Annotated in this window: 24 protein-coding genes; 14 read left to right on the forward strand and 10 right to left on the reverse strand. The window is 42.6% G+C overall.

All coding sequences use genetic code 11. The features are described 5' to 3' along the window. Window positions 1-22 precede the first annotated feature (22 nt). On the reverse strand, window positions 23-1,177 hold the full coding sequence (locus DWW52_RS16775) for an NADH:ubiquinone reductase (Na(+)-transporting) subunit B (protein ID WP_118716622.1): 1,155 nt from the start codon (window positions 1,175-1,177) through the stop codon (window positions 23-25). Window positions 1,178-1,266: 89 nt separating this feature from the next. Then, entirely contained in the window at window positions 1,267-2,622 is a 1,356-nt protein-coding gene (locus tag DWW52_RS16780; protein ID WP_118716623.1) for a Na(+)-translocating NADH-quinone reductase subunit A, read from the reverse strand. A gap of 668 nt (window positions 2,623-3,290) precedes the next feature. On the opposite strand from DWW52_RS16780, the gene DWW52_RS16785 reads away from it, so the two are divergent. Next, window positions 3,291-3,716 (forward strand): META domain-containing protein, encoded by a 426-nt coding sequence (locus DWW52_RS16785; protein WP_233556958.1) that lies wholly within the window; start codon window positions 3,291-3,293, stop codon window positions 3,714-3,716. A 63-nt stretch (window positions 3,717-3,779) separates the two neighbouring features. Here DWW52_RS16785 and DWW52_RS16790 read toward each other — a convergent pair whose 3' ends face one another. Next, window positions 3,780-5,054, reverse strand: a complete 1,275-nt coding sequence (locus tag DWW52_RS16790) for a folylpolyglutamate synthase/dihydrofolate synthase family protein (RefSeq protein ID WP_118716624.1) — start codon at window positions 5,052-5,054, stop codon at window positions 3,780-3,782. Window positions 5,055-5,292: 238 nt separating this feature from the next. On the opposite strand from DWW52_RS16790, the gene DWW52_RS16795 reads away from it, so the two are divergent. From DWW52_RS16795 to DWW52_RS16855, 12 genes are all read left to right on the forward strand, one after another. Beyond that, on the forward strand, window positions 5,293-5,667 hold the full coding sequence (locus DWW52_RS16795; protein ID WP_118716625.1) for a polymer-forming cytoskeletal protein: 375 nt from the start codon (window positions 5,293-5,295) through the stop codon (window positions 5,665-5,667). A 64-nt stretch (window positions 5,668-5,731) separates the two neighbouring features. Then, window positions 5,732-6,367: a redox-sensing transcriptional repressor Rex gene (locus DWW52_RS16800; protein ID WP_118716626.1), complete on the forward strand. Its 636-nt coding sequence runs from the start codon at window positions 5,732-5,734 to the stop codon at window positions 6,365-6,367. A 1,881-nt stretch (window positions 6,368-8,248) separates the two neighbouring features. Further along, window positions 8,249-8,497: a hypothetical protein gene (locus tag DWW52_RS20955; protein ID WP_148315392.1), complete on the forward strand. Its 249-nt coding sequence runs from the start codon at window positions 8,249-8,251 to the stop codon at window positions 8,495-8,497. Between the two features lie 61 nt (window positions 8,498-8,558). After that, a complete protein-coding gene (locus DWW52_RS16810) occupies window positions 8,559-9,011 on the forward strand; it encodes a hypothetical protein (protein WP_148315393.1) in 453 nt (150 codons plus the stop codon). Window positions 9,012-9,224: 213 nt separating this feature from the next. Continuing rightward, complete coding sequence (thrS, locus tag DWW52_RS16820; protein WP_118716629.1) at window positions 9,225-11,177, forward strand: threonine--tRNA ligase; 1,953 nt, start codon at window positions 9,225-9,227, stop codon at window positions 11,175-11,177. Between the two features lie 31 nt (window positions 11,178-11,208). Next, complete coding sequence (gene infC, locus DWW52_RS16825) at window positions 11,209-11,742, forward strand: translation initiation factor IF-3 (RefSeq protein ID WP_118716698.1); 534 nt, start codon at window positions 11,209-11,211, stop codon at window positions 11,740-11,742. A 172-nt stretch (window positions 11,743-11,914) separates the two neighbouring features. Then, the gene (gene rpmI / locus DWW52_RS16830) at window positions 11,915-12,109 is read left to right on the forward strand and encodes a 50S ribosomal protein L35 (RefSeq protein ID WP_118716630.1); all 195 of its coding nucleotides are present in this window, start codon (window positions 11,915-11,917) and stop codon (window positions 12,107-12,109) included. An 83-nt stretch (window positions 12,110-12,192) separates the two neighbouring features. Next, the gene (gene rplT / locus DWW52_RS16835; RefSeq protein WP_027200086.1) at window positions 12,193-12,546 is read left to right on the forward strand and encodes a 50S ribosomal protein L20; all 354 of its coding nucleotides are present in this window, start codon (window positions 12,193-12,195) and stop codon (window positions 12,544-12,546) included. A gap of 100 nt (window positions 12,547-12,646) precedes the next feature. Then, complete coding sequence (dapB, locus tag DWW52_RS16840) at window positions 12,647-13,378, forward strand: 4-hydroxy-tetrahydrodipicolinate reductase (RefSeq protein WP_118716631.1); 732 nt, start codon at window positions 12,647-12,649, stop codon at window positions 13,376-13,378. 148 nt (window positions 13,379-13,526) lie between these two features. After that, a complete protein-coding gene (gene lepB / locus DWW52_RS16845; RefSeq protein WP_118716632.1) occupies window positions 13,527-14,906 on the forward strand; it encodes a signal peptidase I in 1,380 nt (459 codons plus the stop codon). 72 nt (window positions 14,907-14,978) lie between these two features. After that, window positions 14,979-16,319 (forward strand): PhoH family protein, encoded by a 1,341-nt coding sequence (locus tag DWW52_RS16850; protein ID WP_118716633.1) that lies wholly within the window; start codon window positions 14,979-14,981, stop codon window positions 16,317-16,319. 110 nt (window positions 16,320-16,429) lie between these two features. After that, window positions 16,430-17,044 carry a LysE family translocator gene (locus DWW52_RS16855; RefSeq protein WP_199692015.1) on the forward strand — a complete coding sequence of 205 codons (615 nt, stop codon included), beginning with the start codon at window positions 16,430-16,432 and terminating at the stop codon, window positions 17,042-17,044. Here the strand turns inward: DWW52_RS16855 and DWW52_RS16860 are convergent, their stop codons facing one another. Then, the gene (locus tag DWW52_RS16860) at window positions 17,045-17,998 is read right to left on the reverse strand and encodes a GNAT family N-acetyltransferase (RefSeq protein ID WP_118716634.1); all 954 of its coding nucleotides are present in this window, start codon (window positions 17,996-17,998) and stop codon (window positions 17,045-17,047) included. 13 nt (window positions 17,999-18,011) lie between these two features. Beyond that, window positions 18,012-18,827, reverse strand: a complete 816-nt coding sequence (locus DWW52_RS16865; RefSeq protein ID WP_118716635.1) for a glycerol acyltransferase — start codon at window positions 18,825-18,827, stop codon at window positions 18,012-18,014. A 146-nt stretch (window positions 18,828-18,973) separates the two neighbouring features. Between DWW52_RS16865 and DWW52_RS16870 the strand changes: the two genes are divergently transcribed. Beyond that, window positions 18,974-20,662: a lipopolysaccharide assembly protein LapB gene (locus DWW52_RS16870; protein ID WP_233556960.1), complete on the forward strand. Its 1,689-nt coding sequence runs from the start codon at window positions 18,974-18,976 to the stop codon at window positions 20,660-20,662. Window positions 20,663-20,947: 285 nt separating this feature from the next. Here DWW52_RS16870 and ruvC read toward each other — a convergent pair whose 3' ends face one another. From ruvC to rplU, 5 genes are all read right to left on the reverse strand, one after another. Continuing rightward, complete coding sequence (gene ruvC / locus DWW52_RS16875; protein ID WP_118716636.1) at window positions 20,948-21,502, reverse strand: crossover junction endodeoxyribonuclease RuvC; 555 nt, start codon at window positions 21,500-21,502, stop codon at window positions 20,948-20,950. Window positions 21,503-21,571: 69 nt separating this feature from the next. Beyond that, window positions 21,572-21,877: a DUF4286 family protein gene (locus tag DWW52_RS16880; RefSeq protein WP_118716637.1), complete on the reverse strand. Its 306-nt coding sequence runs from the start codon at window positions 21,875-21,877 to the stop codon at window positions 21,572-21,574. 145 nt (window positions 21,878-22,022) lie between these two features. Then, window positions 22,023-23,297, reverse strand: coding sequence for a serine--tRNA ligase (serS, locus tag DWW52_RS16885; protein WP_118716638.1), 1,275 nt, complete (start codon window positions 23,295-23,297; stop codon window positions 22,023-22,025). Window positions 23,298-23,433: 136 nt separating this feature from the next. Beyond that, window positions 23,434-23,694: a 50S ribosomal protein L27 gene (gene rpmA, locus DWW52_RS16890; RefSeq protein WP_118716639.1), complete on the reverse strand. Its 261-nt coding sequence runs from the start codon at window positions 23,692-23,694 to the stop codon at window positions 23,434-23,436. A 32-nt stretch (window positions 23,695-23,726) separates the two neighbouring features. Continuing rightward, window positions 23,727-24,038: a 50S ribosomal protein L21 gene (gene rplU / locus DWW52_RS16895; protein ID WP_118716640.1), complete on the reverse strand. Its 312-nt coding sequence runs from the start codon at window positions 24,036-24,038 to the stop codon at window positions 23,727-23,729. Window positions 24,039-24,295: the final 257 nt, after the last annotated feature.

Raw genomic sequence — 24,295 nt, forward strand, 5'->3', positions numbered from 1 at the left:
TTTATAATTTAAAATTTAAAATCTACAATCGTGTAACTTTAGCTCTTTTCAGCCTGCGTTTGATGTTACCCTGAACGACAAACCAGTCAATAAGCGGAGCAAAAGTATTCATCAACAGGATGGCAAGCATCATACCTTCCGGATAGCCGGGGTTAAGCGTACGAATAAGGATTGCCATAATACCGAGGATGAATCCGTATATCCATTTTCCTCTTTCCGTCTGTGCTGATGTTACCGGGTCGGTAGCCATAAACACGGCTCCGAACGCGAATCCTCCCATAAGCAGGTGGGCAAGCGGATCAATGCTGGCGTATGAATTGGTCTCGGGTAAAGTGCAACTTAATAATAATGCCATGCAATATCCCCCGATGAAGGTCGAGAGCATGATTTTCCAGCTTCCGATTCCGGTTGCGATCAACAGGATGGCACCAAGTAGAATGCAGAAGGTGGATGTTTCTCCCACTGATCCCGGTATCAATCCCCAGAACATGGAAGACATATCGTAAGTAGCAGGTAATCCTTGCGCTGCTTCTGCCAGTGGGGTAGCTTGTGAAAAACCGTCAGGCATTCCGGCAACCCATACTTTGTCTCCCGAAATCATGGAAGGGTAGGAGAAGAAGAAGAAGGCACGAGCTAACAATGCCGGGTTCCAGATGTTCATCCCGGTTCCCCCGAAAATCTCTTTCCCGATAATCACGGCGAAGGCGGTAGAAACACCAACCATCCACAGGGGTGCGTTGACCGGCATGATCATGGGGATCAATAAACCGGAAACCAGGAAACCTTCGTTGATCTCGTGGCCCCTGATTTGGGCAGCGGCAAACTCGATACCTAAACCGACCACGTAGGAAACGATGATCATGGGAAGTATTTTCCATAATCCATAAAAGAATAATTCGAAGAATCCGGTCTCAGCTAACGTGCCAACCGCGCTGAAATGTTGGTAACCCACGTTATAAATCCCGAATAAAAGCGCCGGAACCAAGGCCAGTACCACGATGATCATGGTTCTTTTCAAATCAATAGCGTCCCGGATGTTACAGCCTGAAGACGTCGTGCGATTGGGCACGAAAAGAAAAGACTCAAAACCTGTAAAAACGGAATGCAGCTTTTGCAGCTTGCCCCCCTTTTCAAATTTTGGTTTTTGCTTGTCTAAATATTTGCGTAAAAAATTCATCTCTATAATTTTAAATTTTAGATTTTAGATTTTAAATTTCGAATCGTGTTCCATCAAGGATTTTACAATTTAAAATTTACAATTTAAAATTAGTTTAGTTCTCTAATCATTAACTCTATCCCTTTCTCCAGGATTTCCTGAACCGGGGTTTTAGAGGTACAAACGAATTCACACAAAGCCATATCTTCCGGTGCGACCTCGTACATACCGAGTTGTTCCATTTTGTCCAGATCCTCGGCTAATACCGCTTTCAACAAGTACACGGGAAGGATGTCCATCGGGAGTACTTTCTCGTATTGTCCTGTAACCACGAAAGCTCTTTCTTCCCCGTGGTAATTGGCGTCGAGCGTGTATTTCTTACTTGGGCACAAGAAAGAAGGGAACGTTTTTGACATGGAGAACTTGTTGAATCCGGGAGTGGCCCAACCCAAGAACTCGTATTTATCGCCTTCCGGGATCACGGTTACCATGTTATTATAATATCCCAGATAACCATCTTCGCTTACTTTGTATCCGGTGAGAACGTTTCCGGAAATGATACGTTGATGAACTTGGTTTTTCAATTTCCCGTTAACGAGACAACCGATTTTCGCCCCAAGGATCGTTTTATAGTAAGCGGGTTTTTCAACTTCCGAACCCGCGAGAGCGATGATCTTGCGGGCATCAAATTTACCGGAAGTAAACAAACGCCCGATGATGGCAACATCCATGGCATTTACAACCCATATGATGTCTCCCTTGTTGATCGGGTTCAAGTGATGAATCTGGATACCCACGTTACCGGCCGGGTGAGGTCCGGCAAAGTAATTCACGTCAACATTTTTCAATTTCGTGAACACGGACGTGGAAGGAGTCCCTTCTTTTAAGTTCAGGTTCACGTTTTTCTCGCATAATTTTTTCAAGCAATCAATACCAGCTTGAAGCGTGGTAATTTCATCCGAGAGCGTTACATCGAAATCGGGAGCGAGCGGGGCGGAATCAAAACCGGATACGAATATCGCTTTCGGCATGTCCTCCGGGTTCGCGATGATGTCGTACGGACGTTGTCTGATCATGGGCCAAACACCACTGTCAAGTAATTTTTCGATGATTTCGTTCCTGGAAAGTTTGTTCACGTCAGTCGCACCAAAATCCCTGTATTGGATCTGGTTATCAGCTTTTACGACAACTTCCAATAACTTTCTTCTTTCACCTCTGGTTACGGCTTCAACGGTACCGCTAACAGGTGACGTGAATTTGACTTCGGGTCGATACTTGTTGATAAACAACACGTCGCCCGCTTTCACTTGATCGCCTGCCTTTACTGCAAGTTTCGGGGTAAGCAACCGGAAATCAGTAGGCTTCACGGCATACAGATCACATCTCTCGATGTTTTTCACCAGATTTTCTGCTTCTCCTTTTAACTTGATATCAAGGCCTTTTTTCAGTTTTATAACCTTGGACATTGTTCTATTATGTTTTTGATATGTAGATAATTATTTTTGTTTCACGCAATAATTGCTTATTTTCAAAACTCGTGCAAATATATAATCAATTATTGAATTTATTCAGTAATTCAATGGTTAATTTCGGGGGTAAAGCGTTAAAACGCGCTAGCATCGAAAGTCAAAAGTTTATAAAGTCCATAAAGTGATGCCGAAGGCATCTAAAGTCCATAAAATTCATGAAGTCTTTAACCCCGTGGGCATTTCGTTCTCGGTAACAAGAATACCGTGTTTTTGTAAATTAGGAGGGTGAGCTAAGTGACGCCCTGTCTTCGGGAGGAGTCACCAGCTCTTCTTCTGTTTACGAGACCGCAGAAAAAGTTCTGTTGTCTTGAACTACCACCCCAACCTCTCCTTACACACGAGGGGAAACCGCTTGGTAATCAACTCTCCCTCCTGTGTGAAGGGGAGCCGAAGGGGGTAGTTGTTTCTCTCAAAACCGACTTCTTCAGAGCCCTCTGTTTGTAGAGGGGGTACCTGAAGGGGGGAGGGAGTTATAGAAAAAGACTTTTGCTAAAGAGCCCCGTGTTTTAACGAGAGTGCCTTGACGTGGTCCCTTTTTGGCATAGTATTTGTAGGAAATAAATCGAAATGGTAAAATATTTATATCCAAAAATGGTGATCAAATTATGAAAGGAATATTTTTTTGTTGTTTAATAACATTGTGCATGGCTTCCTGCAAATCGGCGAAAGAGAGCGTCTCTTTGACGGGGGTGAAATGGGTGGCGGAGAGTCTGAACGGAAAAGAGATAAAGTTTAAAGAGAGCGAGAGCGGGGTTTTCGTTACATTCGAGGCCAACGAGAAAAAAGTATTCGGAAGGGCGGGATGTAATCGCTTTTTTGGAGCATACGAGCAGGATGAGACACAGTTGACTTTTAGCGGGATGGGAGCGACGAAAATGGCTTGTCCCGATATGGATATTGAAACCACCTTTTTCAAGGTGTTGGAAGACACGAAGAGCTTCGTGATAAAAAATAATAAGTTGACTTTAAAGGATGATAATAACGTGATCGCGGTCTTTAAAGCAGAGAAAGAAAAGTCTAAAAAAGAATAGTTTATAGTTTAATTTTTCGTGTAGTAAATAAGGCCGTCGGGATTTCCGACGGCTTTATTTTGTTTATACAACTTCGGCTACCACGAAAGTACTTCCACCGATATATATCATGTCCTGATCGCTTGCCTCTTCGCGAGCGGCTTGATAAGCCGCGGCAACCGTGGGGTACGTGTTACCGTGAAGACCGTTTGACCGGGCTTTTTCAGCCAGTACCTCTTCGTTCATGGCCCTGGGAATAGAGGCTTTGCAGAAATAGTAGATGGCATCTTTGGGAAGAATGTGCAACACGCTGTCCACGTCCTTGTCGTTCACCATTCCCATAACGAAATGGAGTTTTTCGTATTTACACGTTTTCAGTTGAGCGACGATTTCCGTGAGGCCGTCTATGTTATGCCCCGTGTCGCATACGGTGTAAGGCGTGCGTGATAATTCCTGCCAACGACCGAGTAGCCCCGTGTTGCGGATCGTGTTGGCAATACCGTTATATACATTTTGATCCGTGATTTTCAACCCGCTTGTTCTTAAACTTAACACGGCTTCTAGTACGGCGGGAATGTTTTTACGTTGATAAAGTCCCTTTAAATCCGGTTGTACGTGATCGAAAATGACGCCATGTTTGTTTTCAAGTCGGTACTCGTTCATCGGGTTACGTTCGACTTGCCAGTTCTCGGACGCGAATTCAATTGTAGTCCCGCTAGTGGCCGCTTTTTCGATAAAGACGAAATCACTGGCCGCGTCTTTTGTTCCGATAATCGCCGGAACATCGGGTTTTATGATCCCGGCTTTTTCGTGCGCGATTTTTTCAAGTGTATCGCCGAGCAAAGCCATGTGATCAAACGAGATATTGGTAATGATAGAAACCAGGGGTGTTATGATGTTCGTGGAATCAAGGCGCCCGCCAAGGCCGACTTCGATTACCGCGATATCAACTTTTTGATCCGCGAAATATTGGAAGGCCATGGCCACGGTCATTTCGAAGAAGGAGGGTTTGATCCCGGCAAAGAGGGTTTTGTTTTGTTCTACAAAATCAATCACGTATTTTTCGGGCATCATTTCCCCGTTTATCTTGATGCGTTCGCGAAAATCCTTTAAATGCGGGGAGGTGTATAGCCCGGTTTTGTACCCGGCTTCCTGTAATATGGAAGCCAGCATGTGGGACACGGAGCCTTTACCGTTTGTCCCACCCACGTGGATTGTTTTGAATTGTCTATGCGGGGAACCGAAATGTTCATCCAGTTTCAGCGTGTTGTCCAGATTGGCTTTGTAGGCCGCTTGTCCCTCCCTTTGGTACATCGGGAGTTGCGCGAATAGCCATTCTAATGTTTCTTTGTAGTTCATGTATCTTCTTTTAAACAAACAAATTCTTTTTTATCGAGCGGGCAAAAATAGTAAAAATATATGCTGGGTGTGAGTCGTGTTCTTGATATTTTTCGATGATTTTTTATTAACTTTCAACCCGTAATTCTCATGTAATGGATTGAAGGTTTTGCCTTCATGTTGATCACGCGGGTAAAATCAGGCGGGATATTGCCGTTTTATTCATTTTCAATGAAGTGAAATTATTAAAAATAGAAATATGGGTAAAGAAGTACAAGCAATTTTGAATCTTTTGAGCGAAAGCGTTCTTGTCGAGGGGGATATCCAAACCACGAGGGATATCCGGATTGACGGGACTCTCGTGGGTACGGTCCGAACGAACGGTCGCTTAATTCTCGGTCCCTCTTCTCGTGTAACGGGTAAGATTAACTCCCCGAATATAGACGTGTTCGGGAGGATGGAAGGAGAGGTTGTTTCAACGGGAACCGTCGTACTGAGGGCTAAATCTCAAGTCAAGGGAACCATCACCACGGAGACGTTGGTCGTGGAGGCGGGGGCTATCTTTAACGGGGAGAGTAACATGATGAAACAGAAGAGTGACGTAACGCGGCCGGAAATGGCAAATAAGAAATAATACAAATTCTTTGTACCGGATTTCACCGAAAAGATATAACTTCGCGGAAATTATAGAACGTTATATGACTAATAATAGTAAAGTTGTTCCGGTTCCGGTTTTGAGGCGAATGCCCGCGTATCTTTCATTCGTGAAGACCTTGCAAAAGCAGGGAGAAAAATACGTGTCCTCGACGAGGATTGCCGAGTACATGGAAATAGACGCCACGCAAGTGACGAAAGATTTGTCGCATACCGGGATATCCGGTAAAACTCGTGTCGGTTACGAGGTTGATACTTTCGTGGAAACACTGGATGACTTTCTTGGTTTCAACAAGATCAATAATGCTTTTCTGGTCGGGGCGGGGTCCTTGGGATGCGCCTTGTTACAGGATAAAGGATTGCGGAATTTCGGGTTGAATATCCAGAAGGCTTTTGACGTGGATAAATCGAAAATCGGTACGAAAATTAATGACGTGGAAATTTTTCATGTCGACCAGTTCCGGGGAATGCCGGGCGAATGTAACGTGGCAATCGGTATCATTACCGTTCCGGCCGAATGTGCCCAGAACGTGGCAGATTTGATGGTGGCCTGGGGAATCAAGGCTATTTGGAATTTTACCCCGGCTCGAATCAAAGTGCCGGCTCATATCGCGGTACAAAATACTACAATTTACACGAATCTGGCGATCCTGTTCAATAAATTGCACGGGCAGGAGTAGCAGGGTAAAAGCGTTTTGACGCTTTTTCCCTTTGAGTCAAAATTTTATAGTTCTCCAATATGGTGTTTGGAGGCTTTTCGATGTCGTTGATGATTTTGTGGAGAAGATCATGCCCTCAATTCCCGTTTTAACCACACCGTCATCACGGGATCGGGAATGACAACTTGACGTTTCTCGATTTCTATAAGTTCTTTCTTTCTCAATGCCCGTTTTATGATGCTGACATTGACCGACGAGCCGAGTTGGTAATATGTTTATTACTAACAATGTTATTACTAATAAAATTATTAGTAATATTGGATTTCAGATAAAAGCTCGTTTTGAGCTTCTGCCGTTATTGGAAAATGCGTCAATTCGTATAGTTGTGGTTGGACACTCTTGATCAGGGGCATTATAGGGGCTTTGCCGGGGATCATCTCTCCCGTCGGGAGTTGATAGTCTCTCGTTTGCTTGAAAAAGGAGAGGGGAAGAATGTTCCTGCTGGGTGTTAAATAAGCCTAAAGCCTACTAAAATGGCGGTTAGGTGGTGGTTAGGTGGCGGCTAAGTGTAGGCTAACCCCGGCAAATGTCTGTAAAAAAACGGGCAATAATCGGGTAAGAGTATGGTTTATTCCCGTTGATAGGGTACGATAGAAGGGGGTAAAGAGGGAAGGTAGACGATCGTGTCCCGCGCTGTCGTCTCACTAGTGTCTCGCTGGTAAGTTCATTGAAAGTTGATTGAAAGTTGACTGGAAGTTAATTGAATTTATAATTGATGCCTAATCGAAGTCTAATCGAAGCTCAATTGATGTATTAGTGAAGCACTAGTGAATCAACGGTTTGTCTCCGACGAAATTCTAGTGAAGAATTTTTGTTTTCTTGTGGATTCCTATCGGGTGATAGGACAAATAAATGATATGGTTGTTTTCAACAAATTTGACGAAATGAAAAATATTTTGAAAAACCTCTTGATTAAGTTGCGTACAAAGATTTTTTTCCGTTTCTTTGTATTTGAGAATAGGCCTTTATAGCTGATTTCTCGATTTAACGTAAGTTGTTAAGAGAAAAGTCTCTAGATAAACGGATTAATTATATAGACGAGACTCTGTATCGAAACTCTTATGCTTGATATTCGTATGTTCCTATAATAACGATAAGTCAGGTGTGGGGTTACTTTATTGCGTCGCAGGTCTAATCCACCTTTCTAGCTTTAGAGTAATCTCCCCTGGCTTTCTATCTGTCAGTTCGATTATTCTTATTTAGATTTTTCTTCAAAATATATTTGTTGGGTGTTAATATAATCAGTTATAATAATATCAACATAACTAAAGTTCTTAATTTATTGTGAGCGTTTGAAAGCGTTTCTTGCTAGAAAAAGGATTAATATTTTGCGACGAGAGATGACGATTTCTACGCTCACATTTTAACCAAATGGTGTAAATGTGAGCTTGTCATTTCATACTAAAATTTTCTTTTTTCATATTTGTTGAGCTAATTCCTTTGTGGGAATTAGCTCTTATAAGAAATAAAGTCCCCCATCTGGAGAACGAGAGCGCATTGCTCATTTTGGGGGAGCAGGTCGAGAAGTAGAATAACTTTGAAAAGAAATTCTTAAATGCAACCAGGAGCTTTTCGACTGTTCCTCCTTTTTTTGCAAGTCAATTTTCGATAATACGTGAAGTTGGATACGTGAAGTTGTAAAAATGCTGACAAGTAAGGCGAGACAAAGATTATAACAGATTTTTGTTTTCGTGGAACTACACGGGGTCTGTTGTGAAATACGCCCCCATTTTTTTCAAACGCCCGGAGTTCTTTGAAACATAACTCCCGCGAGAGATCATTTTTATTTTTTGAATTATTGATAACGTACACGTTTTTTAATCTAAATCAACAAGAATCGGCATGAGTAATTTACAATCACGAGGAGAAATACATTTTCCGCGTAAGCATTACAATTTAAAGAAAATGATAAGAAAAGAGCGTGAAAAAACGCTGGTTCACAATGCTTCATTGGTGAAATTTCCTGTCATGGCACGGCAAAAGACATTTGTCCTCTCTGGCTTGTCGTGCAAGCTGGTGTTAGGAGCTCGTTATGTTCCTCGTGATGTGCTTGAAAATCTATTTATAGAAAATTCTATTTCAATGAATTAAGAATGAAATAATAACTAGAGGGGGAATTTTTCGATATAGAAGAAAAAAACTCGGTATATCCTTGTTGAATTTATCTCGACAAACAAAGATAAACCTGTATACTCTTTGGAGATACGAGCGAGGGCGATACGTGAAGCCGAAACACTACAACTTGATTTGTCGGGTCTTAAGCATGGATCCGAACTTCTTGGGAGAAGGGAACGAGGCGTATTTCGTTAGTCGTGTTTACGAGCAAGCTATTAACGAGATGGCTGAGATCATATCTTGGGGATGTTTGGATTTAGATGAAGTGAGCTTCTCTTATTTGCCCATTTCTACCCCGGAAGAAATTCTTCGGGGGACAAATCTCCGGCCGGAAATGGAGATTATTGATGATCTTGTAGAAGGAAAGATTGATATCAATAATGCATTATATTATTATAAATGTATTATTGATTGTTGCACGTGGAAGAATCATAAACGTGGTAAGAATAAAGAAAACAAACATTACAGTATCGTGTATCTTCCAAAATAATGTAAATAGCGAATCGAAACGAGGTGTTGCACGTGAGTAAAATAATGATAAGGACTTTATCAGATTTTGCTGATTCACACGCTTCATGGCAAAAGGAGCAATTTGTTGAGTCTACTAACCTAATCTGCGGGGGCTTTTTCTTTGATATTCGGATGTTTTTTTGTAGTTTTGCAGTTTGTAAATTACAAAGAGTAATAACTAAAAGAAAGCAGAATGGTAAAGATTAAATTTCCCGATGGGAATGTAAAAGAGTTCGAGTCCGGGGTTACCGGCATGGACATAGCTAAGTCGATTAGCCATAAGCTGGCTAAGGAAGTGTTGTCGATATCCGTAAATGGCGTCACGTGGGATTTGACGCGCGGTATAACGACAGACGCCGAGATTAAGCTGTATACATGGGATGACGAGGAGGGACGCCATGCTTTCTGGCACTCATCTGCACACCTTATGGCAGAAGCTTTGCAGGCTATTTACCCGAATATCAAGTTCGGTATCGGCCCCGCTATTGAAAATGGTTTCTACTATGACGTGGACCCGGGGGAAGGTGTTGCTATCCAAGAGAAGGATTTAGTGGAGATCGAGAAGAAAATGTTGGAGCTGGCAAGAAAGAACGAGGAGTATTGCAGGATAGACGTTAGTAAGCAAAAGGCGTTGGATCATTTTTCATCGCTCGACGAGACATATAAAGTGGAGTTGATAAACGATTTGGAAGACGGAACGATTACTTATTACCGTCAGGGTGATTTCACGGACTTGTGCCGCGGACCGCACTTGCCGGATACTTCCTATATCAAGGCTATCAAGTTGACCTCTGTTGCCGGGGCATACTGGCGAGGAAACGAACATAACAAGATGTTGACCCGTATATACGGTATAACGTTCCCGAAACAGAAGATGCTGGACGAATGGCTGGTGTTGATGGAGGAGGCCAAGTTGCGCGACCACCGCAAGATCGGCAAGGAGATGGAGTTGTTCATGTTCTCGCAGGCCGTGGGTTCGGGACTCCCGATGTGGTTGCCGAAAGGGGCCATGTTGCGGGATCGTTTGGAAGCGTTCTTACGAAAAGTGCAAAAGAAGTACGGTTACCAGCAGGTGATCACGCCGCATATCGGTAACGTGAATTTATACAAGACTTCGGGACATTTCCAGAAATACGGTAAAGATAGTTTCCAGGTGATCACGACCCCGCAGGAAGGCGAGGAGTTCATGTTGAAACCGATGAACTGTCCTCACCATTGCGAGATGTTCAAGTTTAAACCCCGGTCTTACAAGGACCTTCCGGTGCGTTTCGCGGAGTTCGGCACGGTGTACCGTTACGAGCAGAGCGGGGAATTGCACGGGTTGACAAGGGTTCGCGGGTTCACGCAGGATGACGCGCATTTGTTCTGTACTCCCGACCAGTTGAAAGACGAGTTCAAGAAAGTGATTGATATTATCTTCACGATATTCAAGGCGTTGAGCTTCGAGAACTTCACCGCCCAGGTTTCTTTGAGAGACCCGAATAACAAGGAGAAATATATCGGAACCGACGAGAACTGGGAGAAAGCGGAGAGTGCTATCATCGAGGCTGCCGCCGAGAAAGGATTGAAAACGACCGTCGAGTTGGGTGAGGCCGCGTTCTACGGTCCGAAGCTTGACTTCATGGTAAAAGACGCGATCGGGCGGAAATGGCAGTTGGGTACGATCCAGGTGGATTACAATTTGCCGGAGCGTTTTGAACTGGAATACACGGGTGCCGATAACCAGAAACATCGTCCGGTAATGATTCACCGGGCCCCGTTCGGAAGTATGGAGCGTTTCGTGGCCGTGTTGATCGAGCACACGGGAGGAAAATTCCCGTTGTGGTTGACCCCGGATCAGGTTGTGGTACTTCCGATTAGCGAAAAATTCAACGATTACGCTCAAAAAGTTGTAAATTTATTAAATAATTCCGACATTCGCACCGTTTTAGACGATCGTAACGAGAAGATCGGTCGTAAGATACGTGATAACGAGTTGAAAAAGATTCCTTACATGCTGATTGTCGGCGAGCAGGAAATGAACGAAAATAAAGTTTCCGTGCGCCGTCAGGGAGAGGGAGACAAGGGATCAATGACAGCGGAAGAGTTTGCAGAAATGATTAACAAAGAGGTAGAAGCTCAGTTGAATTCTATCTATAATGAATAATATAAAAGGAGGATTAATTATAGCAAGAACAATGGAAATTAGGGGCAGAGGTCAAAGTGACAAGCCACAGCACAGAATAAACGAGCAGATAAGAGCCGCTTCTGTGAGAGTCGTTGGTGAGAATGTAGAATCGGGTGTTTATCCTTTAAAAGAAGCTTTAGCGATGGCTGAAGCGGCCGGAGCTGATCTGGTAGAGATATCCCCCAATGCCGATCCACCAGTATGCAGGATCATTGATTACAGTAAATTCCTGTATCAACTGAAGAAAAAGCAGAAAGAGATCAAGGCCAAGAGCGTGAAGGTTGTTGTAAAGGAGATCCGTTTCGGGCCCCAGACCGATGACCATGATTTCAATTTCAAGTTGAAACATGCTATCGGGTTCCTGCAGGAAGGCGCGAAGGTGAGAGCTTACGTGTTCTTCAAGGGACGTTCGATCCTTTTCAAAGATCAGGGTGCGGACTTGCTGGAGCGCTTTGTCAATGCTTTGGAGGATTACGGGAAACTGGAATCCGCTCCCATGTTGGAAGGAAAAAAGATGATCGTGATTATTACTCCGAAAAAATAGAGAGAAGTTTAGAGTGAAAAGATTCAGAGATTGCCGATTTGATGATTCTGTGATTATAAAAGAGCGGGAGAATTGTGCGGGAAAATCACTAAATCTAAAATCACTAAATCTAAAATGAATAAGGATATTTTATAATTACATATTTTCTGAAACATAATTAAAATTAGAACAGATGCCAAAGATGAAGAGTGTAAGCAGCGCGAAGAAAAGATTTACTTTGACTGCTACCGGGAAGATCAAAAGAAAACATGCCTTTAAAAGTCATATTTTGACTAAAAAGACAACCAAGAGAAAAAGAAATTTGACTCATTCGGCTATCGTTGACGCAGCTAACGATGCAACAGTGAGAAAAATGCTTTGTATCTAAGAAATTAAAAGAAGTAATTAACCGGGATGTTACGCCTGTAAAAGTTCCCTCGTGGGACGCTAACATTCAAAAAACAAAAGATTATGCCAAGAGCTAAAAATGCCGTTGCTTCGAGAGCACGTAGAAAAAAGGTTTTAAGTCAGACCAGAGGTAACTTTGGTGCAAGAAAAAATGTCTGGACGGTTGCTAAAAACACGTATGAAAAAGGTTTGACATACGCGTACCGTGACAGAAAGAAGAAAAAATCAGAATTTAGAGCACTGTGGATTCAGAGAATCAACGCCGCAGTTAGAATGGAAGGTTTGTCTTACTCTAAGTTTATGGGCTTAGTTCATAAAGCAGAAGTAAACATGAACCGCAAAGTTCTGGCTGATTTGGCGATGAATCAACCGGAAGCTTTCAAAGCAATTGTTGCGAAAGTGAAAGAGTTAGCTTAGTAATTATAAAATATCGGAAAAGGCTGCCTTCGGGTAGCCTTTTTTTATTTTTAAATGTTACCTTTGTAAACTAGTGGTATATTATTTTTAATTCAATATAATGAAGATTGCATTACTAGGATACGGGAAAATGGGGAAGACCATTGAACGGTTAGCTCGTGAGCGGGGACACGAGATCGTGTTGATCGTGGATGAAAATAATCGAACCCGATGTACGGATGAACAATTGAAACAGGCGGATGTCGCTATCGAGTTCACGATGCCTGCCGTGGCCGTGGAAAACTATAACTGGTGTTTTCGAAACCGGGTGCCCGTCGTGTCGGGCACGACGGGTTGGTTGGAAAAGTGGGACGAGGTGGTAACAGCGTGTGAACGTTCTGGAGGTACTTTTTTCTATGCTTCCAATTATAGTATCGGGGTGAATATTTTTTTCCACTTGAATCGCTGGTTAACCCAAACGATGGCTCGATTCTCCAATTATAAGGTTTCTTTGGAGGAAACTCATCATATTCATAAACTGGATGCACCCAGCGGTACGGCGATCACGTTGGCGGAAGGAATTCTGAAAGAACATCCGGAGTACACGTCTTGGAAGCTGGACGAGGGACAGGTGAAAGTGGGGGAGCTTCCGATCAAGGCCAAGCGAGAAGGAGAGGTTCCGGGTATTCACTCCGTGACTTATCAATCGGGTGTGGACGAGATTCAAATATGCCATTCGGCTTATTCCCGTGACGGGTTCGCCCAGGGGGCTGTCATGGCTGCCGAGTTTCTGGTTGGTAAACAGGGGGTTTTCGGGATGGAAGACCTGATTAAGATAAAAGATAAAAACTAAAAGATAAAAGATTCAGAGATTGCCGATTGAGTGATTTCGTGATTATGAAGAAAGAGAGTAAGAATTGTGCGACTGAAATCACCTAATCTGAAATCATTAAATTACGGAATTCTTCAATCTAAAATCATAAATCGTAAATTAATAGTGTATGAGTAATATATTGACAAATAGATGGTTTAAACTCGGGTGTGTCCTCTTCGTTTACTTGTTATGGACGTTATGGATCGGGAGCTGGTGGTTGTTGCTGGGAGTGCCCGTTTTGTTTGATATTTATATCACGAAAAAAGTCCATTGGGCTTTCTGGAAGAAAAAAGGCGTGGAGAAACAGAGCAAGACCGTGGAGTGGATTGATGCCTTGATTTTCGCGATAATCGCGGCGACATTGATTCGTATGTTCTTTTTCGAGGCTTACACGATCCCGACCTCTTCCATGGAGAAATCCATGCTGGTGGGCGATTATCTTTTCGTGAGCAAGGTGGCTTACGGGCCTAAATTACCGAACACGCCGTTGTCAATACCGTTTACTCATCACACGTTGCCTTTTACTCGGTCGACCAAGGCTTATTCCGATTTGATTCAATGGCCGTATAAACGAATTGGCGGGTTGGGCGAGATCAAGCGGGAGGATATCGTGGTCTTTAATTTCCCGGCGGGGGATACGGTGGTCGTCGGAATAGAGAATCCGGACTACTATTCGCAAATTCGAGGGCAGGCTTCTTATATCGAGCGAGTGGCTAAAGAGAAAGAATTAAGCGTGACCCCGGAGGAAGCGTGGTCTATCGCTCGCAGACAGATTTGGAAAGATAACGAGATCATTGTCCGTCCGGTGGATAAACGGGAGAATTATATCAAGAGATGCGTAGGGATGCCGGGAGACGTGTTGGAAATGAGGGATGCCGTGCTGTACGTGAATGGCAAGAAGCTGGAGGATAAGGATGGGATGCAGTATAATTACGATGTTATCGTGAATTCCCCCTTTAACAAGGTGAAATTACAGGAGATGGGTATGTCGATGGAGGATATTAATAATGGGTACATGGGAAATAACCATTACGTGTTACCCTTGACGGTTGAAATGGTCGAGAAGATTAAAGCCATGCCGAACGTTTCTTCCGTGAGTCACCAAGAGGATTCGGGACAGATATTCCCGTTTAGTCCGAATTACCCGTGGACACGTGACGATTTCGGTCCTCTACCGATCCCGAAGAAAGGGGAGACTATTGATCTGACCGTGGAGAACCTGCCGCTTTACGAGCGTGTTATCGGGGCTTATGAAGGGAACAAGTTAGAGGTGAAAGATTCCGTGATCTATATTAACGGGAGTCCGGCTGATAAATACACTTTCCAGATGGATTACTACTGGATGATGGGAGATAATCGTCATAACTCGGCCGATTCGCGTTACTGGGGATTTGTTCCGGAAGATCACATTGTCGGGAAGGCTTATTTCATCTGGCTTTCTCTGGATAAGGATAAATCTTTCCTAGGTAAGATACGTTGGAACAGGATGTTCCGGTTTATACATTAAAAAAAGCGGCTTAGCCGCTTTTTTTTGTGATTTAATTTTGTAACTTGTCATTGTTTTGAAAAAAATTACATTATGGCTAAAACTACAAATAAGAAGACTTTTGTATTAGATACGAATGTTATACTTCATGATTACAGATCAATTTACAATTTTGAGAATAATGATATTGTTATTCCGATCACGGTATTGGAAGAGTTGGATAAGTTCAAACGGGGAAATGACCAGATAAATTACCATGCACGGGAGTTCGTGCGTGAGCTGGATCAGATTTCGGGCGAGGATTTTTTTAAGGCCGGAGCACCGCTAGGTAAGGGAAGAGGTCGTCTTTTTATCCAGACGGGCGTGCCTTTCTCTGCCAAGATGAATGATTCGTTCAGCGAGGATATTCCGGATCACCGGATATTGGCTATTGCCGAACACGTGGCGAGCGAGAGAAAGGGAGAAAAGGTTGTTTTGGTGTCGAAGGATATGAATTTGAGGATGAAAGCGAGGTCTCTGGGTATTTTGGCAGAGGATTACAAGACCGATCAGGTGAAGAACTTGGAAGTGTCGTTAAACAAGTGTGTATTAACAAGAGAGGATTTTTCCCCGGAATTGATTGCCAAGCTCTACGAGAGCGGGGAAGCGGGAGTTCCGGTAGAAACGTTTTTCCCGAAAGAGGATATCAAGGGAAATAACTATTATATATTAAAGAATGGTAGTAATTCGGTATTGGCTTGTTATGACCCGACCCGGAGAGTGGTGCGGAAAGTTGAAAAGTTAAATACTTTCGGTATATTCCCGAAGAATTCGGAACAAGCCTTCGCGTTGGATGCGCTGATGAATCCGAATATTTCTTTGGTAGCATTAAGCGGTAAGGCCGGTACGGGAAAGACGCTATTAGCCCTGGCTGCCGCTTTGCAACAGAATAAAGCGTTTGAGCAAATTTATTTGGCTCGTCCGATTGTGGCCTTGTCAAATAAGGATTTGGGATATTTGCCGGGGGATGTGAATGAAAAGGTAAGCCCGTATATGCAACCTTTATTTGATAATCTGGCGGTGATTAAGCACCGTTATAATATGCATAGTCAGGAGAACCGGCTGATTGATGATATGCTGAAAGACGAGCGGCTGGTGATTTCCGCTTTGGCTTATATTCGGGGACGGAGTTTGTCGAACGTCTTCTTTATCGTGGATGAAGCACAGAATCTTACCCCGCATGAGGTGAAAACGATTATCACGCGTGCCGGCGAGGGCGTGAAGATGGTGTTCACGGGGGATATTGATCAGATTGATTCTCCTTACTTGGATAGACAATCCAACGGTTTGTCGCACTTGTTTGACCGTATGCAGGGACAGGATATCTTCGCTCACGTTCATTTGGAGAAAGGGGAGAGAAGTTATCTGGCAGAGGTGGCAAGTAACTTGTTATAGAGATGAAAATTAAAAGATAAAAACTAAAAGTTTGAAACAATAGAACTTTTAGTTTTTATCTTTTAATCTAAACTTCTATCTTTTAATTTTTAACTTTTAGTTTCTTTCTTGTGAATATTCTGGGATTTTTGAGTGCTGCTATTTTACTGACCTTGATGCCGGGGCCGGATATATTGTTCGTAATCACGCAAAGTATAACCCGGGGAAAGAAGGCCGGGATTATTTTTGCTTGTGGATTATGTACCGGGTTGATCGCCCACACGGCGGCAGTTAGTTTGGGACTTTCTTTAATACTGTATAATTCTCCCGTGGCTTTTACCGTGCTGAAGTTTTTGGGTGCGGCTTATTTGATTTATCTGGGAATTAAGTCTTTTATACATAGAAAAGAGAATTCATTGGCTTTACCCCCTTCTTCGGGTGTGGAGTATAAATTGTATCGCAAGGGAATCTTGATGAATATTCTGAACCCGAAAGTATTATTGTTTTTTATAGCGTTTTTTCCTCAATTTGTAAGCCATTCTTCCGAGAATCCGGCAGGCGAGTTGCTCGTGCTGGGGTTGCTTTTCATGGCACAGGCTATTGTTATCTTTTCGTTCGTGGCCTTGCTTGCCGACCGTTTGTCCCGGCGATTGATGCAAAATCCCAACTTCTCGTTGATTATGCACATCATCGAGTCGCTGGTTTATTTTGCTATCGGGATCAGTTTGATCTTCGTGACCGTGTGATCAGAATTTTCTTAACCGGAGTATTCTAGGTATATACGTTGAAATATGCCGTGCTTTTTTCGTGTCGTACACGTCGGCAATCTTGATCAGAATGGCGGTTTCCTCGACACCCCCGAATCCGGGATTTATTGCCGTCCCGAAAGATTTCATGGAGGGCGACAAGCTCATGTAGGCATTCACCAACGGCGGAATGTTTTCCCCGTGTTCCCGGACGTAACGGGAAAGAATACGGTAGTCCTCGTCATAATTGTTTCCACACAGGATTTGCCCCAATTTCTCTTCATTGATATGAATTTCAAGTGGAGTAATCGGCTCGACAAGTCTTTCATGGTCTTTAAAATACTTGCGCATGAAGTAGAGAATCATATCGCGAGCCTCGATATTAAAACTGGTATACATGGTTACCTTCCCGAAGAAGTATTCCATACCGGGATTCTCGACCGTGAGCGCACCCAAGCCGTCCCATAAGTTATCCAGAGCAAAGAGTGATTTACGCCCCATTTTGCTGGACTGGTACAAGGGTTGCACGAATGAACGTCCCAGTTCGATCATTTTCGTCAAGTATTCTTTTTTGAATTGCCCGGAAAAACGGAATAATTCCGTTGTGGCCAGATTGGGTTCTCCCTCGCTGTTCAATGGTAAATTATCACATAAGATATAGCGGTATCCTCCTAGAATTTCCTGTTCTTTGGGGTCCCACACGATTAATTGCTGATAGGGGACTTGTTCGTCAGTATCGAAAGGATCGATATCAACTTCTTTCCCGGTACCGCCTCCGGCCGTTCTGAAAGTCAATTCCCGTAATCTCCCGACTTCTCTCATCAGGTTCGGGCTGTTGAAAGCATTGAACGAGTAAATCTCGTTTCCCCCTTTATTGGTTTTACGAACGAATCTTTCCTCCGTGAGTTCTGCCAATAATTTAGCTTTGTTTACAGGATAGATAACTGGTTGCATAGTGTGTGTGGATCTATAATTGATAGACAATTTTCTTTATTTCTGCTGCCCATTCTTTCGGGGTTTTGCTTTTATCCAGCGATTCCCATTTGATGGGTTTCCCGATGACCAGGGTAAAGGTGGAACCCCGTTTCTTGAATGTTTCTTTGGGTAAGTACATCATTTCAAGGTTGACTTTTAATCCTATTTTGGTGCGGAAATTAGCTAGATTATAAAAGAATTTTGAATTTTCGGCTTTTACCCGGATCGGGATAATGTCCCGTTGGTATTTTATAGCTTTTGTGATAAAACTTTTCTGCCATTCCGGGTCGTGAACCACCCCGTTGTATTTGCGGCTTACCATTCCGGCCGGGAACGTGATGACCTGGGCATCGGAGGCGAAAGCTGCTTCCAAATCCACGGCTGCTTCTTTAGCCAAGGCTCCGTGTTTGTTGACGGGTAAGAAGATGTTGTTCAGGTTTTTGAGATTCATCAATAGGTCATTTACCGGAAACTTGAGTTGCTTGTATATTTTTCCCAAGAAGGAGATCAGGATGATCCCGTCAGGTCCTCCTAAAGCATGATTGGCTGCAAAAATGTAGCGCCCGTCGGGATCGGGAAGATTTTCTTTACCTTCAATAATATAAGATATGTCCAAGTATTCAAGAATTCCCTCGGCAAAATCCAGTCCTTTGCGATCCCCGTATTTGGAGATAAAATCGTTGATCTGATCTTGGCAGATAACACGTTTTAGGAAGGAGTAAACGAATTTTGGAATCCAACGAGCTAGTTTAGGATTCTTACTTTTGAATAGCTGTTCTATATATACTGGTTTGACAGTTTCTTCCATAATTATTGTGAATTGAATTGGGTTACTTCAAAACTTTCGACAAAGATAAAAAACCTTATTCAATAAAATTCGTTAGAGAGGATATGAATTGAAAAATATGAACATTTTTAATGGATAGAATAAGTTAAACGCAAAAAAAGAGAACTATGAGAAAATTATCTTTGATAACGAGTGGAGTTATTTTGATGCTTTCTTTCTTGATGGTGGGGTGTAATACCATGAAGAAGTTGGAGAGAGAGGCTATCGAAACGGCAATTGTGGGGAAAGTTTCTCCTCAGCAGTTGACCGCGGTGGATGGGGTTGTGAATTTTAATTATAATATTGCTTTTGCTCCCAAGCAGTTTTATAAAAAGTTGATATTGAAGGTGACTCCTAAAATGCAATATCCCGGTGGGGAAGAGGTTATGGAGCCTCTTTATTTCCAAGGAGAGAAGGTGAAGGGAACGAATTATCCGGTGGTGAAATATCAAGGAAATACGTTAGCTACTTATAACCTGTCATTCCCGTATCGTGAAGGAATGCAAAAAGGTGTTTTAATAGCAGATATAGAGGCTATTATGGGTAACAAGGTCGTGGCGTTGACTCCGGCAATACTGAATACGAACGGGGTGAAAGAATGGAAAACATACATGTATTCTCTACCGAATAACCCGGATGCAATTCCTTTGTTCACTGAAACTTTCGTGAAAGATGTTCCGGCAACAGGCGTTGGCGTGGTTGGCGGGTACGTATTATTCCCGTTGGCTAAATCCGTGATACCGGATGCACAGAAGAAATCATCTGTGATGACACAAGCTGTCCAGACGATGAAGAGTATATTGGCAGACAAGAATGCCCAGATTACGAATATGGTTGTGTATATTTCCAGTTCTCCGGAGGGATCGGAAAGACTGAACAAGAATTTGACCACGAATCGTTTCAATGCAGCCAAGGCTTTCTTCGTGAAGGATTTGGGATTGACTAATACGCCGATGATGAAGAATTCTAAGTTTATCACGTCTAACTTGGTAAACGAGAATTGGGAAGGTTTGTATATGTTGGTGAATGATTCTAATTTGAAGAATAAGGTACAAATCGTGAAAGATTTGAAGAATGCCCCGAATTTACAAAAACGGGAAGCTGTTCTTGAATCTTATATCAAGACGGTACCGGAATTGAAAGATGTGATTCTTCCGACTTTGCGTCGTGCTGATTTCTTTATTTTCTATACCGTGCCGGGAGTGATGCAAGTGGAGGATCAAGCAACTGCTTATTATGTTCCTCAATTGCAAGAAACCTCTGTATTGTCCGCACGTACGGATGCGAATTTGTTGAATGATTTGGCTGTTATGGCTATTCGAAATAAAGATTACAGGAAAGCGAAGAAATTGTTAGAATCGGCTGTCGTGATCGGTCAACAACCGGAAATTTCTAACAATTTGGGAATCGTTTACCAGAATGAGGGTAACAACACCCAAGCAAAAGAGATGTATACCAAAGCTTCTATCAAGAATGAAGCCAAGTATAATTTGGGAATGTTGTTATTGAAAGATAAAGAGTATAATAAGGCTATTCCTTATTTGAAGGCTATGCCGAGTGTAAACCTAGCTTATGCCCAGTTAATGGCTAATGATAATCGTGCCGCTTTGGAAACATTGAAAAAATTGAATCTAACGGATGGGTATGAATATTATATGATGGCCGTGGCTGCAGCGAGAATAAAAGACGTGCAGACGATGGCCGTGGCTTTGCAGAAAGCGATACAGCTTGATCCGCAGTTGAAACAGATGGCCGGTACTGATAAAGAATTTTATCCTTACGCGCAGGAAAGTATTTATTTGGATATTGTTGATTAGATTAGTCGGGTGATAGCTTTTGCTATCACCCGATTAGTTACAAGTTGCAGGTTGAGCCTGCGGCTCTGCAGGTTACAAGTTTTTCTTGACCTGTAATTCTGGGAAGTAATTGTTGTTTCGTAAAATATTCGAATATTGTTGATTAAAATTGTTTGACTTTGCTTTGTAAAATAGGGCCATAGCGAAAGCTATGGCCCTATTTGTTACAAGTAAACAAGGAACTTGTAACAAATAGGGCCGCAGGCTCAACTTGCAACTTGTAACTTTGTAAAACAACTTGTTGTTTTACAAAACCTTATCCGGATTTTGTTTGATGAAATCGCCCCAATCTTTGCATTTGGAGCTACCCGTGGTGGGGAGATTACCCTGTAAATGATGGCAATAGGCGATAGCAATGGCATCTGTTTCATCCAAAGTGGAGATCGTTGTGGGCATATTCATGAATTTGCCGAGAAGTATGGCGATCTGTTCTTTGGATGCTTCTCCTGTGCCCGTGATGCTCATTTTTATTTTTTTGGGTGCGTACTCAAAGATCGGGATATTCCGTTGAAGGGCAGCCGCGATGGCGACACCTTGTGCCCGTCCGAGTTTCAACATGGATTGGATGTTCTTGCCATAAAATTGTGCTTCAATAGCCAGTTCATCCGGGTGATAGGAGTCGATGACTTGTAGGGTACGTTGAAATACTCGTTGCAATTTAAGATAAGGATCTGTCATTTTTTTCATGTCTACGACTCCCGATACGACAAGTTCCGGTTTGCAATTCTTACCGGTTGTTTTAAGTATCGCGTATCCCATGAAGTTTGTACCGGGGTCAATGCCCATGATCAGTTTTTCCATTATCTATATACTATTTATGTGTTACAAATATAATGAAAATCTACTTGGGTTTCATGAATATGTGCTGTATTATTCGATCTCTTCCAGTGTGGTACTGAAGTGCAAGAGATTTTGTCCGAACAATTCAATCAGAACGCCTAGTAGTTTGTCTTTGTATATATCAATGAAAATGGCGTAGTCTTCTTCCGAGGGGAACACGAGTTGGAGGGAGAAGGAGCGGCCTTCTTCTTCGTGGACGATAACTCGTGTGAACAGTATATCGCAGCATAAACCTTTTGCTTTGACATAAGGGATATAGAATTCTTTGATTGATTTGATTAATCCTGCCGCGATTTCGTCATCAACGTGAAAAGTTGTATTGTATACAAGTCTCATAATTTGGTTGGTTTAAATTAAAAGCTAGAATAAAAAAACTTCGTGATTTATAATTACGGTGATGAAGATTAAAAAGTTATTTATAATCTTTCCGTGTGATAGATAAATCACGAAGTTTCAAGTATCTAGCTCTAAACTACAACGTTTATTTTATATAGTCTGTACCCATGAAACCACGAAGTACATCCGGTACACGAATTCCTTCGGGTGTCTGGTTGTTTTCCAACAGGGAGGCCACGATTCGCGGTAAGGCTAGTGCGCTACCGTTGAGCGTGTGTACCATGGTCGTTTTTTTGTCTCCTTTATCCCGGAAACGTAATTTCAAACGGTTTGCCTGGAACTCTTCGAAGTTGGAAACAGAACTGACTTCTAGCCAACGGTTCTGAGCCTTGGAGAAGACTTCAAAATCGAACGTGAGGGCAGACGTAAAGCTCAGGTCTCCACCACATAGGCGAACGATCCGGTAGGGTAGACCCAACTTGATCAACAGGCCTTCCACGTGTTTTACCATGCCGTCAAGAGCCTCGTAAGATACTTCCGGACGGGTGATCTGCACGATCTCTACTTTGTCAAATTGGTGCAGACGATTCAAACCGCGGACGTCTTTCCCGTATGATCCGGCTTCCCGACGGAAACAAGCGGAGTAGGCCGTGTTTTTGATCGGTAATTGATCGGCTTCCACGATCATATCCCGGTAAAGGTTGGTTACGGGTACTTCAGCAGTAGGGATAAGGTATAGCTTATCTTCGTTCACGTAGTACATCTGACCGTCTTTATCGGGTAACTGTCCGGTACCAAAACCGGAATCCTCGTTAACCACGAGTGGCGGCATCACTTCCTGATAACCTGCTTTTATGTTTTCTTCCAAGAAGAAATAAATTAAGGCTCTTTGTAAACGGGCCCCCAAGCCTTTGTACACGGGGAAGCCGGCTCCCGTGATTTTAACCCCGGCCTCTAAATCGATCAGTTGATATTTCTTGGCCAGATCCCAGTGGGGAAGTTGCCCCTCTTCATGAGCGGGAATATTATCGCTTATTTTGACGATCACGTTGTCCGCATCGCTCTTGCCGGGAGGAACGGAATCGTGGGGCAAGTTGGGTAAACGCACGATTAAGGCGTTTAACTCGGTCATGGCGTTATTATGTTTGGCTGTCAATGCAGCGATCTCTTCTTTTAGACGGGTCGTGTTGGCTTTGGCATTTTCGGCTTCTTCTTTTTTCCCTTCTTTCATCAGGGACCCGATTTGCTTGGAGATGCTATTCATTTCGGATTGCTTGTCGTCCGATTCTTTTTGTAAGTTCTTTCTCTCGTTGTCGAGAGCTATGATTTTCTCAACTAATTCCTTGGCATCAAAGTTCTTCACGGCTAATTTTCGAATGACCGTGTCTTTGTTTTCCTGAATAAATTTAAGGTTTAGCATCTCTAATAATTTTAGATTTTAAATTATAAATTATTGAAACAGGATTGACTTTTCGTTTTCCGGTTTCAAGGCGTAAAAATAAAAAAAACTCCTGTACTTTAATAGGACAGGAGTTTAAATATTATCTTTTTTCTGCTTATTCAGCGATAGCTTCAATAGAAACGTAAGATTTGTTGTCTTGTTTTTTTCTGTAAACAACTTTTCCGTCGATTAATGCGAACAAGGTATGATCTCTACCAATTCCCACGTTCAATCCCGGGTTATGTACTGTTCCTCTTTGACGAACTAAGATATTACCTGCTTTTGCAAATTGTCCGCCAAATATCTTTACTCCTAATCGTTTACTTTCTGATTCACGACCGTTCTTAGAGCTACCGACTCCTTTCTTGTGTGCCATATCGTTTTAAATTTTAGAAGTTACAAAATAAATTAAGCGTTGATAGCTTCGATTTGAATCTGGGTCATACATTGACGATGACCGTTTTTCTTACAATATCCTTTTCTTCTCTTTTTCTTGAAGATGACAACTTTGTCAGCCTTTAAGTGAGATAATACTTTTGCCGTAACTTTAGCTCCTTCTACAACGGGGGTACCGATTTTGATGTCTCCTTCGTTGTCTACCAAAAGCACTTTTTCGAATTCTACTTGAGCACCTTCTTCTGCAGCTAGTCTATGAACATAGACTTTACGGTCTTTTTCAACCTTGAATTGTTGTCCTGCGATTTCTACAATTGCGTACATTGTTCTATTTCATTATTAAGTTAATACCGTGGGGTGGGATTCCTCCGCTTGTTGTACCCCTGAGGTTAAATTTTCGCTCGGCAAAAGTAGTAATAGTTTTTGAACTGGCAAAGATAAACGAGTGATTTTTTGCCAAGTAATTTGATTTGGTTTGTAAGTTGACAACTGTAAATGTTAATTTTCATATTCTCATTTTATTATTGACGGGATAAATTGTGAATTTGTAAAAAAAAATCTTATTTTTGTTGCAAAGAGGG

Origin of the sequence: Odoribacter sp. AF15-53 (assembly GCF_003479425.1) — a bacterium.
Lineage (GTDB): Bacteria > Bacteroidota > Bacteroidia > Bacteroidales > Marinifilaceae > Butyricimonas.